15 protein-coding genes are annotated in these 14,865 nt (G+C 49.5%); 6 read left to right on the top strand and 9 right to left on the bottom strand.

What is annotated here, in order from left to right:
* Positions 1 to 18: 18 nt before the first annotated feature.
* Both DTO96_RS01125 and DTO96_RS01120 read right to left on the bottom strand, forming a co-directional pair.
* Complete coding sequence (locus tag DTO96_RS01125) at positions 19 to 639, bottom strand: alpha-ketoglutarate-dependent dioxygenase AlkB family protein (protein ID WP_114561811.1); 621 nt, start codon at positions 637 to 639, stop codon at positions 19 to 21.
* A gap of 3 nt (positions 640 to 642) precedes the next feature.
* On the bottom strand, positions 643 to 1,500 hold the full coding sequence (locus DTO96_RS01120) for a bifunctional transcriptional activator/DNA repair enzyme AdaA (RefSeq protein WP_114561810.1): 858 nt from the start codon (positions 1,498 to 1,500) through the stop codon (positions 643 to 645).
* Positions 1,501 to 1,752: 252 nt separating this feature from the next.
* On the opposite strand from DTO96_RS01120, the gene DTO96_RS01115 reads away from it, so the two are divergent.
* Positions 1,753 to 2,688 (top strand): CysB family HTH-type transcriptional regulator, encoded by a 936-nt coding sequence (locus tag DTO96_RS01115; RefSeq protein ID WP_114561809.1) that lies wholly within the window; start codon positions 1,753 to 1,755, stop codon positions 2,686 to 2,688.
* Between the two features lie 74 nt (positions 2,689 to 2,762).
* Positions 2,763 to 3,740: a sulfite exporter TauE/SafE family protein gene (locus DTO96_RS01110; RefSeq protein ID WP_114561808.1), complete on the top strand. Its 978-nt coding sequence runs from the start codon at positions 2,763 to 2,765 to the stop codon at positions 3,738 to 3,740.
* Between the two features lie 304 nt (positions 3,741 to 4,044).
* On the opposite strand, the gene DTO96_RS01100 is transcribed toward DTO96_RS01110, so the two are convergent.
* The 4 genes from DTO96_RS01100 to DTO96_RS01085 all read right to left on the bottom strand — a co-directional run bounded on the left by DTO96_RS01100 (position 4,045) and on the right by DTO96_RS01085 (position 7,814).
* The gene (locus tag DTO96_RS01100) at positions 4,045 to 5,199 is read right to left on the bottom strand and encodes a cystathionine gamma-synthase (RefSeq protein ID WP_114561806.1); all 1,155 of its coding nucleotides are present in this window, start codon (positions 5,197 to 5,199) and stop codon (positions 4,045 to 4,047) included.
* A 45-nt stretch (positions 5,200 to 5,244) separates the two neighbouring features.
* A complete protein-coding gene (locus DTO96_RS01095; RefSeq protein WP_114561805.1) occupies positions 5,245 to 5,997 on the bottom strand; it encodes an amino acid ABC transporter ATP-binding protein in 753 nt (250 codons plus the stop codon).
* A gap of 11 nt (positions 5,998 to 6,008) precedes the next feature.
* The gene (locus DTO96_RS01090; RefSeq protein WP_114561804.1) at positions 6,009 to 6,674 is read right to left on the bottom strand and encodes an amino acid ABC transporter permease; all 666 of its coding nucleotides are present in this window, start codon (positions 6,672 to 6,674) and stop codon (positions 6,009 to 6,011) included.
* 294 nt (positions 6,675 to 6,968) lie between these two features.
* On the bottom strand, positions 6,969 to 7,814 hold the full coding sequence (locus DTO96_RS01085) for an amino acid ABC transporter substrate-binding protein (protein ID WP_114561803.1): 846 nt from the start codon (positions 7,812 to 7,814) through the stop codon (positions 6,969 to 6,971).
* Between the two features lie 431 nt (positions 7,815 to 8,245).
* Here DTO96_RS01085 and DTO96_RS01080 point away from each other — a divergent pair, with 431 nt between their 5' ends.
* Positions 8,246 to 8,755 carry a DinB family protein gene (locus DTO96_RS01080; protein ID WP_114561802.1) on the top strand — a complete coding sequence of 170 codons (510 nt, stop codon included), beginning with the start codon at positions 8,246 to 8,248 and terminating at the stop codon, positions 8,753 to 8,755.
* A gap of 159 nt (positions 8,756 to 8,914) precedes the next feature.
* Complete coding sequence (locus DTO96_RS01075; RefSeq protein WP_114563864.1) at positions 8,915 to 9,388, top strand: GyrI-like domain-containing protein; 474 nt, start codon at positions 8,915 to 8,917, stop codon at positions 9,386 to 9,388.
* A gap of 287 nt (positions 9,389 to 9,675) precedes the next feature.
* On the opposite strand, the gene DTO96_RS01070 is transcribed toward DTO96_RS01075, so the two are convergent.
* Together DTO96_RS01070 and DTO96_RS01065 are read right to left on the bottom strand one after the other, a co-directional pair.
* Positions 9,676 to 9,996 carry a branched-chain amino acid transporter permease gene (locus DTO96_RS01070; protein WP_114561801.1) on the bottom strand — a complete coding sequence of 107 codons (321 nt, stop codon included), beginning with the start codon at positions 9,994 to 9,996 and terminating at the stop codon, positions 9,676 to 9,678.
* The gene (locus DTO96_RS01065; RefSeq protein WP_114561800.1) at positions 9,993 to 10,679 is read right to left on the bottom strand and encodes an AzlC family ABC transporter permease; all 687 of its coding nucleotides are present in this window, start codon (positions 10,677 to 10,679) and stop codon (positions 9,993 to 9,995) included. Before DTO96_RS01065 ends, DTO96_RS01070 begins: the two co-directional genes overlap by 4 nt.
* Positions 10,680 to 11,000: 321 nt before the next feature.
* Here DTO96_RS01065 and DTO96_RS01060 point away from each other — a divergent pair, with 321 nt between their 5' ends.
* Both DTO96_RS01060 and DTO96_RS01055 read left to right on the top strand, forming a co-directional pair.
* Complete coding sequence (locus DTO96_RS01060) at positions 11,001 to 11,615, top strand: hypothetical protein (protein ID WP_114561799.1); 615 nt, start codon at positions 11,001 to 11,003, stop codon at positions 11,613 to 11,615.
* A gap of 175 nt (positions 11,616 to 11,790) precedes the next feature.
* Positions 11,791 to 13,707, top strand: coding sequence for an ATP-binding cassette domain-containing protein (locus tag DTO96_RS01055; RefSeq protein WP_114561798.1), 1,917 nt, complete (start codon positions 11,791 to 11,793; stop codon positions 13,705 to 13,707).
* A gap of 283 nt (positions 13,708 to 13,990) precedes the next feature.
* On the opposite strand, the gene fabI is transcribed toward DTO96_RS01055, so the two are convergent.
* Positions 13,991 to 14,785, bottom strand: coding sequence for an enoyl-ACP reductase FabI (gene fabI, locus DTO96_RS01050; protein WP_114561797.1), 795 nt, complete (start codon positions 14,783 to 14,785; stop codon positions 13,991 to 13,993).
* Between the last annotated feature and the right edge of the window lie 80 nt (positions 14,786 to 14,865).

The following is a 14,865-nucleotide window of genomic DNA, read 5'->3' as shown; positions in this document are numbered from 1 at the left end:
GTGATTTTTTGATGGGCCTCACGGGAAGGGATGATTCACAATTGTTCGAAAGGTCAGGTTGATCCGTGCCTGATGCATGTTGGCGCGAGGCGGTAGTCGATGCAGCCAATGGTGCTGCGTCTCACCTTGCATCAGCAACAGGCTGCCGTGCGCGAGTTCTAAAGTGATGGTTTGGGCGGTGGTTTTGTGTTTGAATGCAAATGTGCGTTGCGCACCGAGGCTGAGTGAGGCAATGCAGGTGTTGTGGCCGAGCGAGGCCTCATCGTCGCTGTGCCACGCCATGCCCTGTTGTCCATTGGCATAGAGGTTGAGCAAACATGAATTGAAGCTTGTTTTGGTGATGCTTTCTATTTTTTGCTTGAGTTCAAACAATGTGTCGGTCCAAGGCTGTGCATGCTTGGTTGTGCCCGAGTAGGTGTAAGCAAACGCAGCGTCGCCATGCCAAGCCACTTTTCGCTCGGTGGTGATGAGTTTGCCAGCGATGTGGGCTTGATCGTGCTGCCATGCGGTGCTGCGATGTAATTGATCAAAATAATGGTCGGCATGTGCGTCGGACATGATGTGGCCAAAATAGCTCACCCTGCCATCGTAGGGCAGCAGGTTGAAGGATGGATCAAAGGCGTCGTTGAATAAATCCATAGGTCACTCGTCGGCATGTTGCACATGCGCCAATTCCCAGCCAATCATGGCGGCTTTGCGTGAGGCCTCCCAGCGGTAATTGCCCAGGGTGCCCGTGGCTTGAATGACCCGATGGCAGGGGATCAGGTAAGCGATGGGGTTGTGGGCGATGGCCGAGCCCACAGCGCGTGCGGCTTTGGGTTGACCGATGCGGGCGGCGAGCTCGCCATAGGATGCGAGTTCGCCCAAAGGGATGTTGAGCAGACTGGCCCAGACTTTGAGCTGAAAGCTCGTGCCTTTGAGATGCAATTTGATGGGGTGCAGTTCATGCCATGTGTAATTGAAAATCAATAAGGCGTTTTGTTGAAACTCATCAAGCATCAGAAGGTAATGTGCATTGGGGAATTCATGCTTAAGCCCTGTGAGCGCGGCTTTTTCATTCGTACAAAAGGCCATGTGGCAAATGCCTTTGGCTGTCGAGGCGACCAAGAGGGGGCCAAACAGCGTGCGAGCAAAGCTGTAATGGATGGTTAGGCCTTCGCCACCATTTCTATATTCACCAGGTGTCATGCCTTCGATGTGGATGAACAGGTCATGCAGGCGACTGGCTCCCGATAAACCTGTTTCAAAAGCGGCATCTTGTATTGAGGTGTGGGGTTGTTTGAGCAGTTTTTTTGCGTAAGAAATACTTAAAAATTGCAGAAACTTCTTCGGGCTGGTGCCAGCCCATTCGCTGAATATGCGTTGAAAATGGTAGGGGCTCAAGCCCACATGTTCAGCAATGGCATCCAGGCTGGGTTGATCGTGGAGCTTGGCTTGAATGAAGGCAATGGCATCGGCCACTCGGTCAAAATGAGTGAACTGATTGTTGTGCTGATCCATAAAATTCTCCCCCGTTTTGCCTGTTTTTTGCCTATTCGTTGTGGTTATTCTAGAACGAATTTGGCTGTTTGCACACCTGAATCTTGCTAAAGTGCACGGGCAAAAGCATGAAGTTCAAGCCCATCTGAGCCTATAAAAGCTTTCTTTAGCAGTAATTTGAATAATTAAATCATTTTATATTGGTTTTGTTTATATTAAATCCTCTCTACAATGCACTCAATCACATGGCATGAATAGAACAGAGAGGACACAATGAATTTCCAACAATTGCGTATTTTGCGTGAAACAGTGCGTCATCAATTTAATTTGACGGATGTGGCCAGTGCACTGTACACGTCGCAATCCGGCGTATCCAAGCACATCAAAGATTTGGAGGATGAGCTGGGGCTGACGTTGTTTGTGCGTAAAGGTAAACGGCTGGTGGATTTGACCGAGCCGGGGCGTGAGCTCGTGGTGATTGCTGAGCGGATTTTGTTAGATGCGCATAATGCCAAAAACCTTGCCAGCCACTACGTTGACCGCGATGAAGGCGAGCTGGTGATTGCTGCGACGCACACGCAATCGCGGTATGCTTTGCCGCGTGTGGTGCGTGAATTCAAAAAAACTTACCCGAATGTACGCCTCAAACTGCATCAAGGCAGTCCGCATGAAATCGCTCAAATGTTGCAAGATGGTGAGGCCGACATTGGCGTGGCCACCGAAGCATTGGCGCACGTGAATGAGCTGCTGTCGTTTAAATTTTATGCATGGCGGCATGCGGTGGTTGTGCCACACGATCATCCCTTGGTGGGTGAGCCCTCATTGAGCTTTGAAGCCATTGCGCAACACCCGATCATGACCTACCACGAGGGATTTACAGGGCGCAGCGTGATCGATGAGCGTTTCAGGGCGGCTCGTTGCAAGCCCAACGTCATTTTGTCGGCACTGGATTCGGACGTCATCAAAACCTATGTTGAACTGGGATTGGGGGTGGGCATCATTGCCAGTGTCGCGTTCGATGCCAATAAAGACAGCGGTTTGACTTTGCTGGATGCCAGTCATTTATTCCCACAAAACATGACCCGCATCGCTGTGCGTCAAGGTCATTTTTTACGGGGTTTTGCTTATCATTTCATGCAGTTGTGTAACCCAGAGTTGAATGAAGAGATGATCAAATCAATTAAGACACAAACGGTGTTCAGTGAATAGCATCAGCCAGATGTCGACTTTAAATGCATGCATTCACCAATTAAAACCTACAAAACCACAAACAGGAAATCATCATGAAAATCCGTCACCTTGACCTTGAGGACACCACGCTCAACCCCGCACATGCCGCATTGGGCATCCCGCCTGTTGAATATGAAGTTACCCATGCCCAAGAGCATCCCATCTTGAAGATTGCGGCATACGTGGTGGTTGCCACTTTGGTGGCCTTAGCCGCGTATTTGCTTTACAGCTTATTTTTTGGACAGCACAGCCAAAGTGGGGTTGAGTTGATTAACGGTGCACTGCACAATCCCTTGTTTTGGAGTGCGCTTTTGGTGGGTTTGATTGCGCAAGTGATTGATGGTGCCTTGGGCATGGCCTACGGCATCACCTCAAGCACGTTTTTACTCGCACTGGGTGCGCCGCCTGCATTGGCAAGTGGGGCGACACATTTGGCTGAGGTTTTCACCACTGGTGTTTCAGGTGTGTCGCATTTGAAATTGGGCAATGTGAATAAAAAATTGTTTTTGAGCCTTGTCATTCCTGGGGTCATCGGGGCGTTGGTCGGCACGTATGTTCTGACCAATGTGGACGGCAAAGTGCTGAAGCCATACATCAGCGCTTACTTGTTGGTCATGGGTTTGTATATTTTAAGCAAAGCTTTTCGTCGTTTCACGGTACAGCATGAAATTCATTTGAGAAAAATCATTCCGTTGGCCGTTTTGGGTGGCTTTGTGGACACCACGGGTGGTGGCGGTTGGGGGCCTGTGGTCACAACATCGTTGGTCGGGGCTGGTCACAACCCACGCACGACGATTGGTTCGGTTAATTTTGCAGAGTTTTTCTTGACTGTTTCGGTGGCGGCTGCTTTTTTCACTTTACTTGATGCGAGTGTGTGGTCGATTGTCGCGGGGTTGGTCATTGGTGGTTTGTTTGCTGCACCATTTGCGGCCTATGCGACGCGCCATTTTCAAACCAAAACGTTACTGGTTTTGGTGGGGACATTGATTACTTTGGTCAGCACATACAATTTGTACAGCTTGCTCAAATGACCCTGAAATGACCTTAATCGCGATAAATGGTAGGCGTTTTGAACCGTAAAACAGCCATCATTTTGAGTGTCATTTGAAGCCAAATGGAATGCAACAGAGCCCACGACTCTTGTCTGTGGGCTCTGTTGCATGTCACTTTGAAAAAACGATTTTGCAGGTGTTTAAATTTTCTGAATGTTTAAATGTGGCTGGTGCGTGTGGAGCTTACACGCAATGTCAGCCCCAAAAAATCAAGTCAACCAAGTTGCAAATTTATATTGAGCGCAATCCACATTATCAATCCAGACTCATCGCCGCATCATGCTCAGCCAATGGCTTGCGTTAAGTCGGCAATCAAATCTTCCACATCTTCCACGCCAACACTCAAACGAATCAATGAATCACTCAAGCCGTTCGCCATGCGCTGTTCGCGTGGGATGGCGGCGTGGGTCATACTGGCGGGGTGGCCAATCAGTGATTCGACCCCGCCGAGGGATTCGGCGAGGGCAAATAGTTTGGTGTTTTTCAGGACGTTGTGCGCAGCCTCAATGCTGTCTTCTTTGAGCATGAAGGACATCATGCCGCCGAAGCCACGCATTTGTTTTTTGGCGATGTCGTGGTTGGGGTGGTCTTCAAAACCACACCAGAAAACCTTTTCGACCTTGGGGTGGTTGCGTAAAAAATGAGCGACTTTTTCGCCGTTTTCGCAATGGCGTTGCATGCGCAGATGAAGGGTTTTTAAACCGCGCAAAATCAGCCAGCAATCGTGTGGGCCCGGTACAGCACCGCAACCGTTTTGAATGAAACGCAGCTGCTCTTCAAGGGCGGCATCGTTAAGCACAATCGCGCCATTGACTGCATCACTGTGGCCGCCAAGGTATTTGGTCGCTGAGTGTACGACGATGTCTGCCCCCCAGTCCAATGGGTTTTGTAAATAAGGGGATGCAAATGTGTTGTCAACGACGGTCAGTAAGCCGTGTTTTTTCGCGATGTTGCTGATGGCTTCGATGTCAACGATGTTCATCAAGGGATTGGTTGGGGTTTCAACCCACACCATTTTTGTATTGGCATTGATGGTGGATTCGATATTACCTGCTTGTGCCATCGAGACAAAATTGACCTTGATGCCGAAGCGGGCATACACCTTGGTCAAAATGCGGTATGTGCCACCGTACAAATCGTCACTGACGATGATTTCATCACCTGGATTGAGCAGGCGCAGAACGGTGTCTGTGGCCGCCATGCCACTGCTAAAGCTCAAACCGAATTGGGCATTTTCTGCTGCGGCCAATGCATTTTGCAACGCCGTCCGAGTGGGGTTTTGTGAGCGTGCGTATTCGTAACCCAAGTGCTCACCCGGTGCGCTTTGCACGAATGTAGAGGTCTGGTAGATTGGTGTCATGATTGCACCTGTGCTGGGATCGGGTTCGACGCCTGCGTGAATTAATTTGGTGTTGAGTTTGTAATGTGTGTGCGACATGCTGTGTCCTTGTGTGCTGCGGCCAATTGATTAGAGCCGTTAAGTTTAATAAGTTGTGCGACCAAATAAGTTTAAAAACTCTTGCGTTCGTTTGTGCTGTGGTTGCTCAAACACTTGTGCAACATTCCCAGTCTCGACAATGTGCCCCGCTTCAATAAAAATCACGAAGTCCGCGATGTTGCGTGCGAACTCGAGGTTGTGCGTGACAATGATCATGGTGCTGTGCTCGCTGGCCAAGGACTGGATGACTTTGAGCACTTCTTGTTCCAGTTCAGGATCCAGTGCCGATGTGGGCTCGTCAAACAAAATCACTTCAGGTTCCATCGCCAATGCACGCGCGATGGCCACCCGTTGTTTTTGCCCGCCTGACAATTGATGCGGGTAGTGTTGGGCGCGATCCGATAAGCCCACTTTTTCGAGCAGGGCATGGGCTTGCACAAGGGCACTGGCTTTGCTTTGCTTTTTAACGATGATGGGGCCTTCGATGATGTTTTGTTCGACGGTTTTATGTGGAAACAAATTAAAACTTTGAAAGACCATGCCCGATTTTCGCCGCAAGTTCAGCACCTGTGCTGTGGATAATGGTTCATTTGGTGTAAATGTGTAAATGGTGTCATCAAAAGCAATGCTGCCCGATGTGGGCGTTTCGAGCAAGTTCAGGCAGCGCAGCAAGGTGGTTTTGCCCGAGCCCGATGGGCCGACGATGACGGTTGTGCTGCCTTGTGGAAAGGTCACATTGATGTTTTTCAGAATCTCTTTGCCATCAAAGGCTTTGACTAAATTGGTGACGCGAATCATGGGTCAGCCCTTTATGCGTGAAAGCGGTTGAAATACATTTCGGTTTTGCGCTGGTAGTACGACAACACGGTGCAAATGATCAGGTAAATCAGTGCGGCTTCGGTATACAGCCACAGTGGCTCAAAGGTCACACCTGCCACTTCTTGAGCCTTTCGAAACAGCTCCACCACGGTGACGCTGGCAGCCAACGAGGTGTCTTTGACCAAGCCGATGAATGCATTGAACAATGGGGGTGTGGACACCCGCGCCGCTTGTGGCAGGATGATGCGTTTGAGGATTTGTGAGTAGGTCATGCCCAACGTTTGTCCCGCTTCCCATTGCTCTTTGGGGATGGATTCAATCGCCGCACGGATGGTTTCTGAACCGTAGGCGCCAACACTCATCGAGAACGCAATGGTTGCTGCGACATACGCATTGAGCGTGATGCCGAGTGACGGCAGGCCATAAAAAATAATGAACAGCTGCACCAGCAAGGGTGTGCCTCGGATGATCCACACATAAAATTGGGCGATGCTTTGCAACAGCTTGTTGGACGACAGCCGCGCCAAAGCTGTAAAAAATGCCAAAATCAAACCCAAGATGAATGACACCAAAGCCAAGGGAATCGTGACTTTCAATGCCGCGATGGCAAATGGTATAAACGAACTGGTCAAAATGTCGAGGAGACGAGCATCCATAGAAACCTTATTGTGTTTGAGTTGTCGCTGTTACACCGAATGAATCAGTGGCTTGGTGTGCTTGAATGTTTTTGTTTTTTATATTGCGCACAACGACGTCATGCACAACCTCAACTTTAAATGCCCGAAAAGCAAAGGGTTTTTTGAAATAACGGTATGCGGTTCTAAAAGAGCGCAAGGTGGATGAAGCGCCTTATGTGCACACACCAAGGGGCTTGCATCATTTGGGTTTTGAAACGCTCAACTTGTACAACAAGCAGACCGCACAAGGTCTGCTTGTTGTACAGAAAAGACTTATTTGGAAACATCAATGCCAAAGAATTGAGTTGAAATTTTACCGTACGTGCCATCGGCTTTGATTTCATCAATCGCTTTGTTGATCGCCGCGAGCAGCTCAGGTGAGCCTTTTTTCACCAAAATGCCTGAACTGGCGGTTTCTTTGTCCGTGGCCGCGATTTTGATTTTTGCATCGGGTTTTTGTTTTTTGAAATCAAGGAACGACAAACGGTCATTCAATGTCACATCTGCTCGACCTGAAAGCAACAAGTCGACTGTTTGCGCAAAGCCATCTGCCGATACGATTTCAGCACCCATTTTTGCAGCGGTTTTGCCAAAGTTGCTGGTCAAGGTTTGTGCGGCCTTTTTGCCTTTCAAGTCTTCCAGAGATTTGATGCTGGTGTTGTCATCTTTTGTGATGGCGACCATTGGCGAGTCGATGTATGGTTTAGAAAAATCATACTTCGCTTGGCGCTCAGGATTGATGCCCACTTCATTGACCACCGCATCATAGCGATCGGCATCGACGCCTGCAATCAAGCTGTCCCAAGGGCCTTCAACGAATTCGACTTTTTCGATGCCCACACGTTTGAACACTTCTTTAGCAATTTCAACGTCAAAGCCTGTCAATGCATTGCCATTTTTTTGATCATGAAAAGTGAATGGCGCATAGGTCCCTTCGGTGCCAATGCGGATGACTTTTTTGGCTTTCAATGCATCCAAAAGATTGGCGGTACTGCTGGCCGCTGCAGGAGCTGCCGCCTGATCAGCAGGTTTGGCTGCTGTTTCAGGCTTTTTTTCACCACATGCTGTGAGCGCCGCTAAAAGGGATAAAGGCAATGCGAGTTGTGCAAAGAATTTCATGTGTGTTCTCCAAAAGAGTGGTGTCATGCGCTGGTTGGTTCAAATGTGAACAGAATGTAAGTTATATGTCAGCATATTGATTTTGCATTATAAAGAATAATCGTGGACTTCACTTAAACATGGAAATATTTTTTAAATGTATGTTTATCAATAAGTTATATAAGTAAACGATTGTTTGACGTTTGATCTGATGCGGGTTCAGCTGCGGTGCTTGGAAGAAAAGAGCATGACATTCTCATTGGCAATCACATCTGAAGGCCTGTTTTTTCATCGAGGGCACTTAAAATCCATTTGCACGGTGGGCAACTGTGCCAAAATGAACCGTGCATGCACACACGGGTCGCACGCCCTCCGTGAGGCGCCACCTCGGGGCATGCGAGGGACTTTGTTTTAAATATTAAGCATCAATTAAGCATCAAGAGACCATCACCATGAGCACCTCCTCCTTACTGACCTCCTTGTTTGAATACAAAGCTTGGGCGAACCAAGAGTTGCTTGTTGGTGTGCGAGACATTGATGCTGAAGCGCATCCAAAAATGCACAAGCTCGCCATTCGCCTGCTCAACCACACACACGTCGTAGACCGCATATTTGCCGCTCACCTCATCGGTGAGGCACACGATTACACCGCCAGTAACACCCCCGACACGCCAACGTTGGGTGAATTGGCTGAACGGGTGAGGGCAAGCGATGCGTGGTACATCGATTATATTGCTTCGCTCACTGCGCCGCAGCTGGCGGAATCGATTGCATTCACTTTTACAGATGGTCAACAGGGGCGCATGAGCCGCGAAGAAATCCTTGCTCATCTCATCACCCACGGTGGCTATCACCGAGGCATGATTGGGCGCATGTTGTCTGAGCTCAAACTGAAGCCGCCACGCGATGTGTTCACGGGGTATTTGCATCACATCGAGATCGAACGACGGAGGCTGCCTTGAGCACTTTTCAATGCGATTCATCCAAATGAGCGCAAAAAGTCGTAGTAATATAGCAGCAAGGGCGGCATCACGCGGTCTCGCACCATGGGCTGTGTGGCTGTGCCGAGCCCCCTTGAGCTGCCATCCATCGCCTTTCAACTGTCATCAAAAGGAAAAGCCATGAACACCTTCCAACCCAACCGCTACGAACATGGCCATTCCATGTTGCTTGCTGGATTGCGTCACCATCACAATTACAACGAAGCTGCTGCCAATATTCCCATGCAGTGGCGAACTTTTGTTCAACAACTCCCCTTGCCATCGCAAACGCAAGACACCACCTATGGGGTGATGTGTGGACATGATGCCAGCAGTTTCGAATACATGACAAGCGTCGAAGTCTCATCGTTCGATGGCTTGTCCGCAGAGACTGGCCGTGTGCGCATTGGGCCTGTGCGTTACGCGGTGTTTGTCCATTCGGGTGCGATTGTCGGCATTCGAGAAACGTGGCAAAAAATTTATGATTGGCTGTTGCACAGCAGTTATGAATCCGCCCACACCCCTGATTTTGAACGATACGATGAGCGCTTTGACCCACAAACAGGCATGGGAGAGGTTGAAATTTGGGTTGGGGTGGTGCATCGGACGGATTGAGCCAGCCTTCTATCCCATGCGAATGTCGGGCATTGCAAAGTGAAACCCTGCTGTGCGACTGTTTGAGTGTGGTGTTCGGAGTGGGGGATTCTATGCAACACCCATGGGCTTGTCAAAAAAGCATAAAACACAACAGTGGTGTTTGACGCATTTAATCATTGGATGACAGTGGGTATTGAGAGGGACTTTTGTCTGCTTTCAATTCAAAAATTAAACCCTGATTCCCTACAAAATAGGTCATCAGGGTTTTTAACGTATCAACAGGTGAATCATTTGAGCGGTTGCGCCTAACCATTCACCATCACCACATACAACGCCACGCCCGCGAACAAACTCAGTAATGCATTGCGGAAGAAAAATTGCAACACCGCAGTCAGACCCATGCACAACACCGCCGTCTGTATGTCCGCCCAATGTTGCGTTTTATACGCCTCTGACGCATACACCACCAAAATCAACATCATCAACAAAGGGAAGCGCGTCTTAATATAATCCACCAGCGGATGCGCATTCAACCAGTCCTTAAAGAAAAAGGGCAACGCGCGTAACCCCCAAGTGATTGCGCCCATCAATGCAATCATGACCAACATTTGACTGAGCGGCATCATGCAGCACCTCCATTCGTCGAACGGCCTGCCTGTAAAACATAATCACCGATCAACAGCGCCAGAGCAATCGCGCTGGACAACACCAAAAAATAACTCGGCGCAATCAACGTCGCCAAGACACAAGCCAAAATCCCCATCGCCAACAACTTCATGGATGGATTCATCCGAATCTGCTCCACCAGCAAAATCACAAACAACGCCGACAACGAAAACTCAACCCCCTTGATGGGCGGCAATGAACTCGCCAACAACGCCCCGATGATCGTCCCAACCACCCAATACAGGTGATTGATCGCCACCACCGACAACGCATTGTCCTTATTCACCTCAGGTGTGCTGGTCATCAAAGAGTACGTTTCATCCGTGATCCCAAAGATGAAATACACCCGCTTCAACAACCCGTGCGGTAAAAAATCAAACAGCGACAAACCGTAAAAAATATGCCGTAAATTCAACAAAAATGTCAACAAGGCCACATCCGCCAACGGCACGCGATTGACAATCAAACCCACTGCCAAAAACTGCGCCGCTCCCGCATAAACAAACACACTGAATAGAATCGGAATGTACCACGCAATGCCTTGTGAGACCATGAGAAAGCCAAAAGTCAAACCCAGAGGAATGTAGCCGAGAAGGACGGGAAGGGTCAGGGCATAAAGGGAATGGTGAGGGTGACGGTACATGAATGATGGAAGATAAAATGATGGTGAGCAAAGTCATTATTAAATCATACTTGTGTCAGACACAATGATGGGATGAAGGTTTTAATCAGTGTTGATGAAACAACTCCAATCATGTATTGTTATGGTCAAGCATTAAATCAAAGGAATATCGCGCCGCATGTTGGATTTAAATGGGAATGATATTCTGCTGGTTTAAAGATCAAATAAAGCCAATGCCTAGATGGTAGTGGGTTTAAGAAAAAATATAAACAGGATATACGGCGAAATGAAAACAGAATATCAGTGCTTTTTGACGCATAACCTACGTTAGGCAGCGCAGACATGCAAAGTCCTCCTGAGCAGCTCTACCTCGATTTAATGTCGTCAGTTCGAGATCGATTCGACGTAGTAGCCAACCTCGCGAAGGCGATGGGTGGCGACTTCAGTCGCGCGGAGAGCGCGGCCTTTCACGGCAGAAAGATCGTGGAAGGTATTGCATTCGGATGCTTGGTTGCAACGGAGAAGGGGCTGAAATCCATCCCAAGAGATGCCAAGGGCCAATGGAATGCCGAGACCATCCTCAATAGTCTTCAGAAGAAGGGGCTCCGAGCATTTCCAAGCCCGAGCGTCATACGAAAGGCAACCGCTGAAGAGCAGACTGAGCACAACGTCAGCATCACCGTTCAAGGCATACCAGCGAGACGGATATCAACCTCAGAGTTCATTGCGATGTACCAGCGGATGCATCGCTGGCTGCACGAGTTGAATCCCTACGTAGCAAAAGACCGATCGAGCTTCTACGCGAGTCACGGTCAGTCGCTGTGGGCAGACCTCGCAGCGATAGAGCTATTCATCGAAAGACACTTCATATCAATTTCTGGTCAAGGGTTCTTCTGCACGCTCCGAGACAGCACAGACGGCAAGACCAAAGTGCTTCCACTGTCAAAGTCATCATGAGCGTGGCCACGGCGCTGCCTAACCCTTCGGTCAAGCGGACGCCTGACGGCGCCGCTTACCTCAAACGTTAATCCGCTTTCCCTTAGTTATTTGGCGCTGTTCTTGCTATAATTCTGTTTCAATTTGACCCAAAGCCCCGCTTTTGCCGGGCTTTATTTTTTACTGCATTCTAAACATGATCACCCTCACCAACCTTCGCCTCCAACGTGGCAATAATGTGTTACTTCAAAAAGCCAATGCGCGCATCGATACGGGGCAGTCCGTGGGCTTGGTGGGGCGCAATGGGACGGGGAAATCGAGCCTGTTTGCACTGTTGCGCGGCGAATTGTTGGCGGATGAAGGGGATGTGTACATACCGAACAATTGGACGATTGCGCATGTGGCACAGGAAATGCCTGATACGGAAGAGTCGGCGCTGGATTACGTGTTGGCGGGCGATGAGGCTTTGGCGGCACTGAATGCGCAGTTGGAGCAGGCCATCGCCGATGATGATGGCGAATTGATGGGCACCGTGTATTCGGACATGGCGGTGATCGATGCGTACACCGCGCCGTCGCGTGCAGCGCAATTGCTCAATGGCTTGGGTTTTGCACAGAATGTGCAGGGCAATGCAGTGACCTCGTTTTCAGGCGGTTGGCGGATGCGTTTGAATTTGGCGCGCGCTTTGATGTGTCGCTCGGATTTGTTATTGCTCGATGAGCCGACCAATCATTTGGATTTGGACACGGTGCTGTGGTTGGAGAATTATTTAAAAACGCATCCTGCGACAAAAATCATCATTTCGCATGACCGTGATTTCTTGGACGCGTTGTGCTCACACATCATTGAGGCAGCGCAGCAGACGCTGACGGCGTACAAGGGCAATTATTCAACGTATGAACGCACGCGCGCGGAGCGTTTGATGCAACAAAATGCGTTGTATGAACAGCAACAACGGCATGTGGCGCATTTGCACAAATACATCGACCGTTTCCGTGCGCAAGCGACCAAAGCACGTCAGGCGCAGAGCCGCATCAAGGCCTTGGATCGTTTGGAGTTGGTTGCGCCCGCACATTTGGATTCGCCGTTTAGTTTTGAATTTGCACCATTGGCCGATTTGCCGAATCCACAGATTCAGGCGGACAAGTTGGATTTGGGTTACGGCGATACGGCCTTGTTGGAAAACATTGCGTTCACGATTCAGAGCCAAGACCGCATCGGTTTATTGGGCATGAATGGTGCGGGTAAATCAACGTTGATTAAAGCCTTGGCGGGCGAATTGATTCCTTTGCGTGGCGAAATCGTTAATGCGCCGAATTTGCGCATCGGTTATTTTTCGCAGCAGCATTTGGATACCTTGCGTGAAAATGAATCACCGCTGTGGCATATGATTCGCCTTGCGCCAAATGAAAATTATCAAAAGCTACGCAATTACCTCGGTGGTTTTAATTTCGCGGGCGATCGTGTGAACGAGTCCATCATCAATTTCTCAGGTGGTGAAAAAGCACGCTTGGCATTGGCGTTGCTGATTTGGCAAAAGCCACATTTATTGTTGCTCGATGAGCCGACCAATCACTTGGATTTGGACATGCGCCACGCGTTGGTGATGGCGTTGCAGCAGTTTGACGGCGCATTGATTGTGGTGTCGCATGACCGCAGTTTGTTGGCGAATTGCGTTGATCAATTTTGGCTGGTGGCCGACCGCACGGTGAGTGAGTTTGACGGTGATTTGGATGATTATCGCAACTGGTGCGCAAAAAGTTGGCAATTGCACAAGCAAGCCAATCACGCGCCCAAGACTGAAACAGCAAAAAAACACGTGGAAGTCGCACCCGTTGTCGCAGATAAACACGCAGGCAAAAGCAAAGCGACGATTGAATTTGAGCAGAAAAAGCTTAAACAGTCGATCAGTAAGTTGGAAAAGCAATTGGCGGCCATGCAAAGTGAGCTTGATCAACTGCAAGGTTGGCTGGCTTCAGATGAGGCGTATGTGGGCGATAAGCAGGATGATTTAGCCGCTGCGATTGCACGCAGTGCAGAGCTGACTGAGCAGATGGCGCCGATTGAGGAAGAATGGTTGGGTTTGCAGGAAGAGCTGGACATGCTGGGGTAACGGTTGTGCTTTCTCAGCCGAGCACTGTTTAAAAACGATGTAGCTGGAGGAAAATGAAGGGTGATGTGAGGCGTATTAAAAATGAAATCAACCGCAGTTAGAGCTGTAGCCCTATTTGTTTTTATTGTATTTCTTGGTGTCGCAACAAGAGCTGTACATGTACTGCTAATGAAAGAATCGCCCTCTGGCGATTTTTCAACGCAAGCCCCTTAAGTCAGACATAAAAAAGCGCAATGATGAAAATCATTGCGCTTTTTTTGAGGCTACAGCCGATCAAAGCAGATCACTCAGCTTCATTAAATCCCATGCCGCCGATGACTTGACGGAAGCCGCAATCCACATAAGTGATTTCACCCGTGATGCCGCCTGCCAAATCAGACAACAGGAATGCGGAGGCGTTGCCCACGTCTTCGATGGTGACGTTGCGGCGCAGCGGGGCATTTTGCTCCACGAAGTTCAAAATTTTACCAAAGCCTTTGATGCCCGATGCGGCCAATGTTTTGATTGGACCTGCCGACACGCCATTGACGCGCACGCCACGAGGGCCGAGGCTGTCGGCGAGGTAGCGTACAGAGGCTTCAAGCGAGGCCTTGGCCAAACCCATGGTGTTGTAGTTGGGCACAACTTTGTCTGAGCCGAGGTAGGTCAATGTGATCATTGCGGCGCGGTCGGACAGCATGGGCAATGAGGCTTTGGCCAATGCTGGGAAGCTGTAGGCTGAAATGTCGTGGGCGATTTTGAAGCCTTCGCGTGAGAGGCCATCTAAGAAGTCGCCTGCAATCGCTTCGCGTGGGGCAAAGCCAATCGCGTGCACGAGTCCGTCGAGTTTGTCCCATGATTGGCTCAAATCAGCGAATACCGCATTGATTTGTTCGTCGCTGCCGACGTCGCAATCGAATACGAGTTCGGAATTGAATTCTTTGGCGAATTGGGTGATGCGGTCTTTGAAACGTTCACCGACATAGGTGAAGGCGAGCTCTGCGCCTTCGCGGTGGCAGGCTTGCGCGATGCCGTAAGCAATTGAGCGGTTTGATAATAAACCCGTGATGAGGATGCGTTTGCCTGCTAAAAATGCCATGTGAGGTCTCCGAATGGTGCGTGTTGTTTAGGGTGAAACTCGTAAGTCGTTCGATGCTTTTGTTTGCCGTGCTTTTGGGG

It is taken from the genome of Ephemeroptericola cinctiostellae (assembly GCF_003339525.1).
GTDB classification, from domain to species: Bacteria; Pseudomonadota; Gammaproteobacteria; order Burkholderiales; family Burkholderiaceae; genus Hydromonas; species Hydromonas cinctiostellae.
This window is presented reverse-complemented; position numbering and strand designations above follow the sequence as displayed.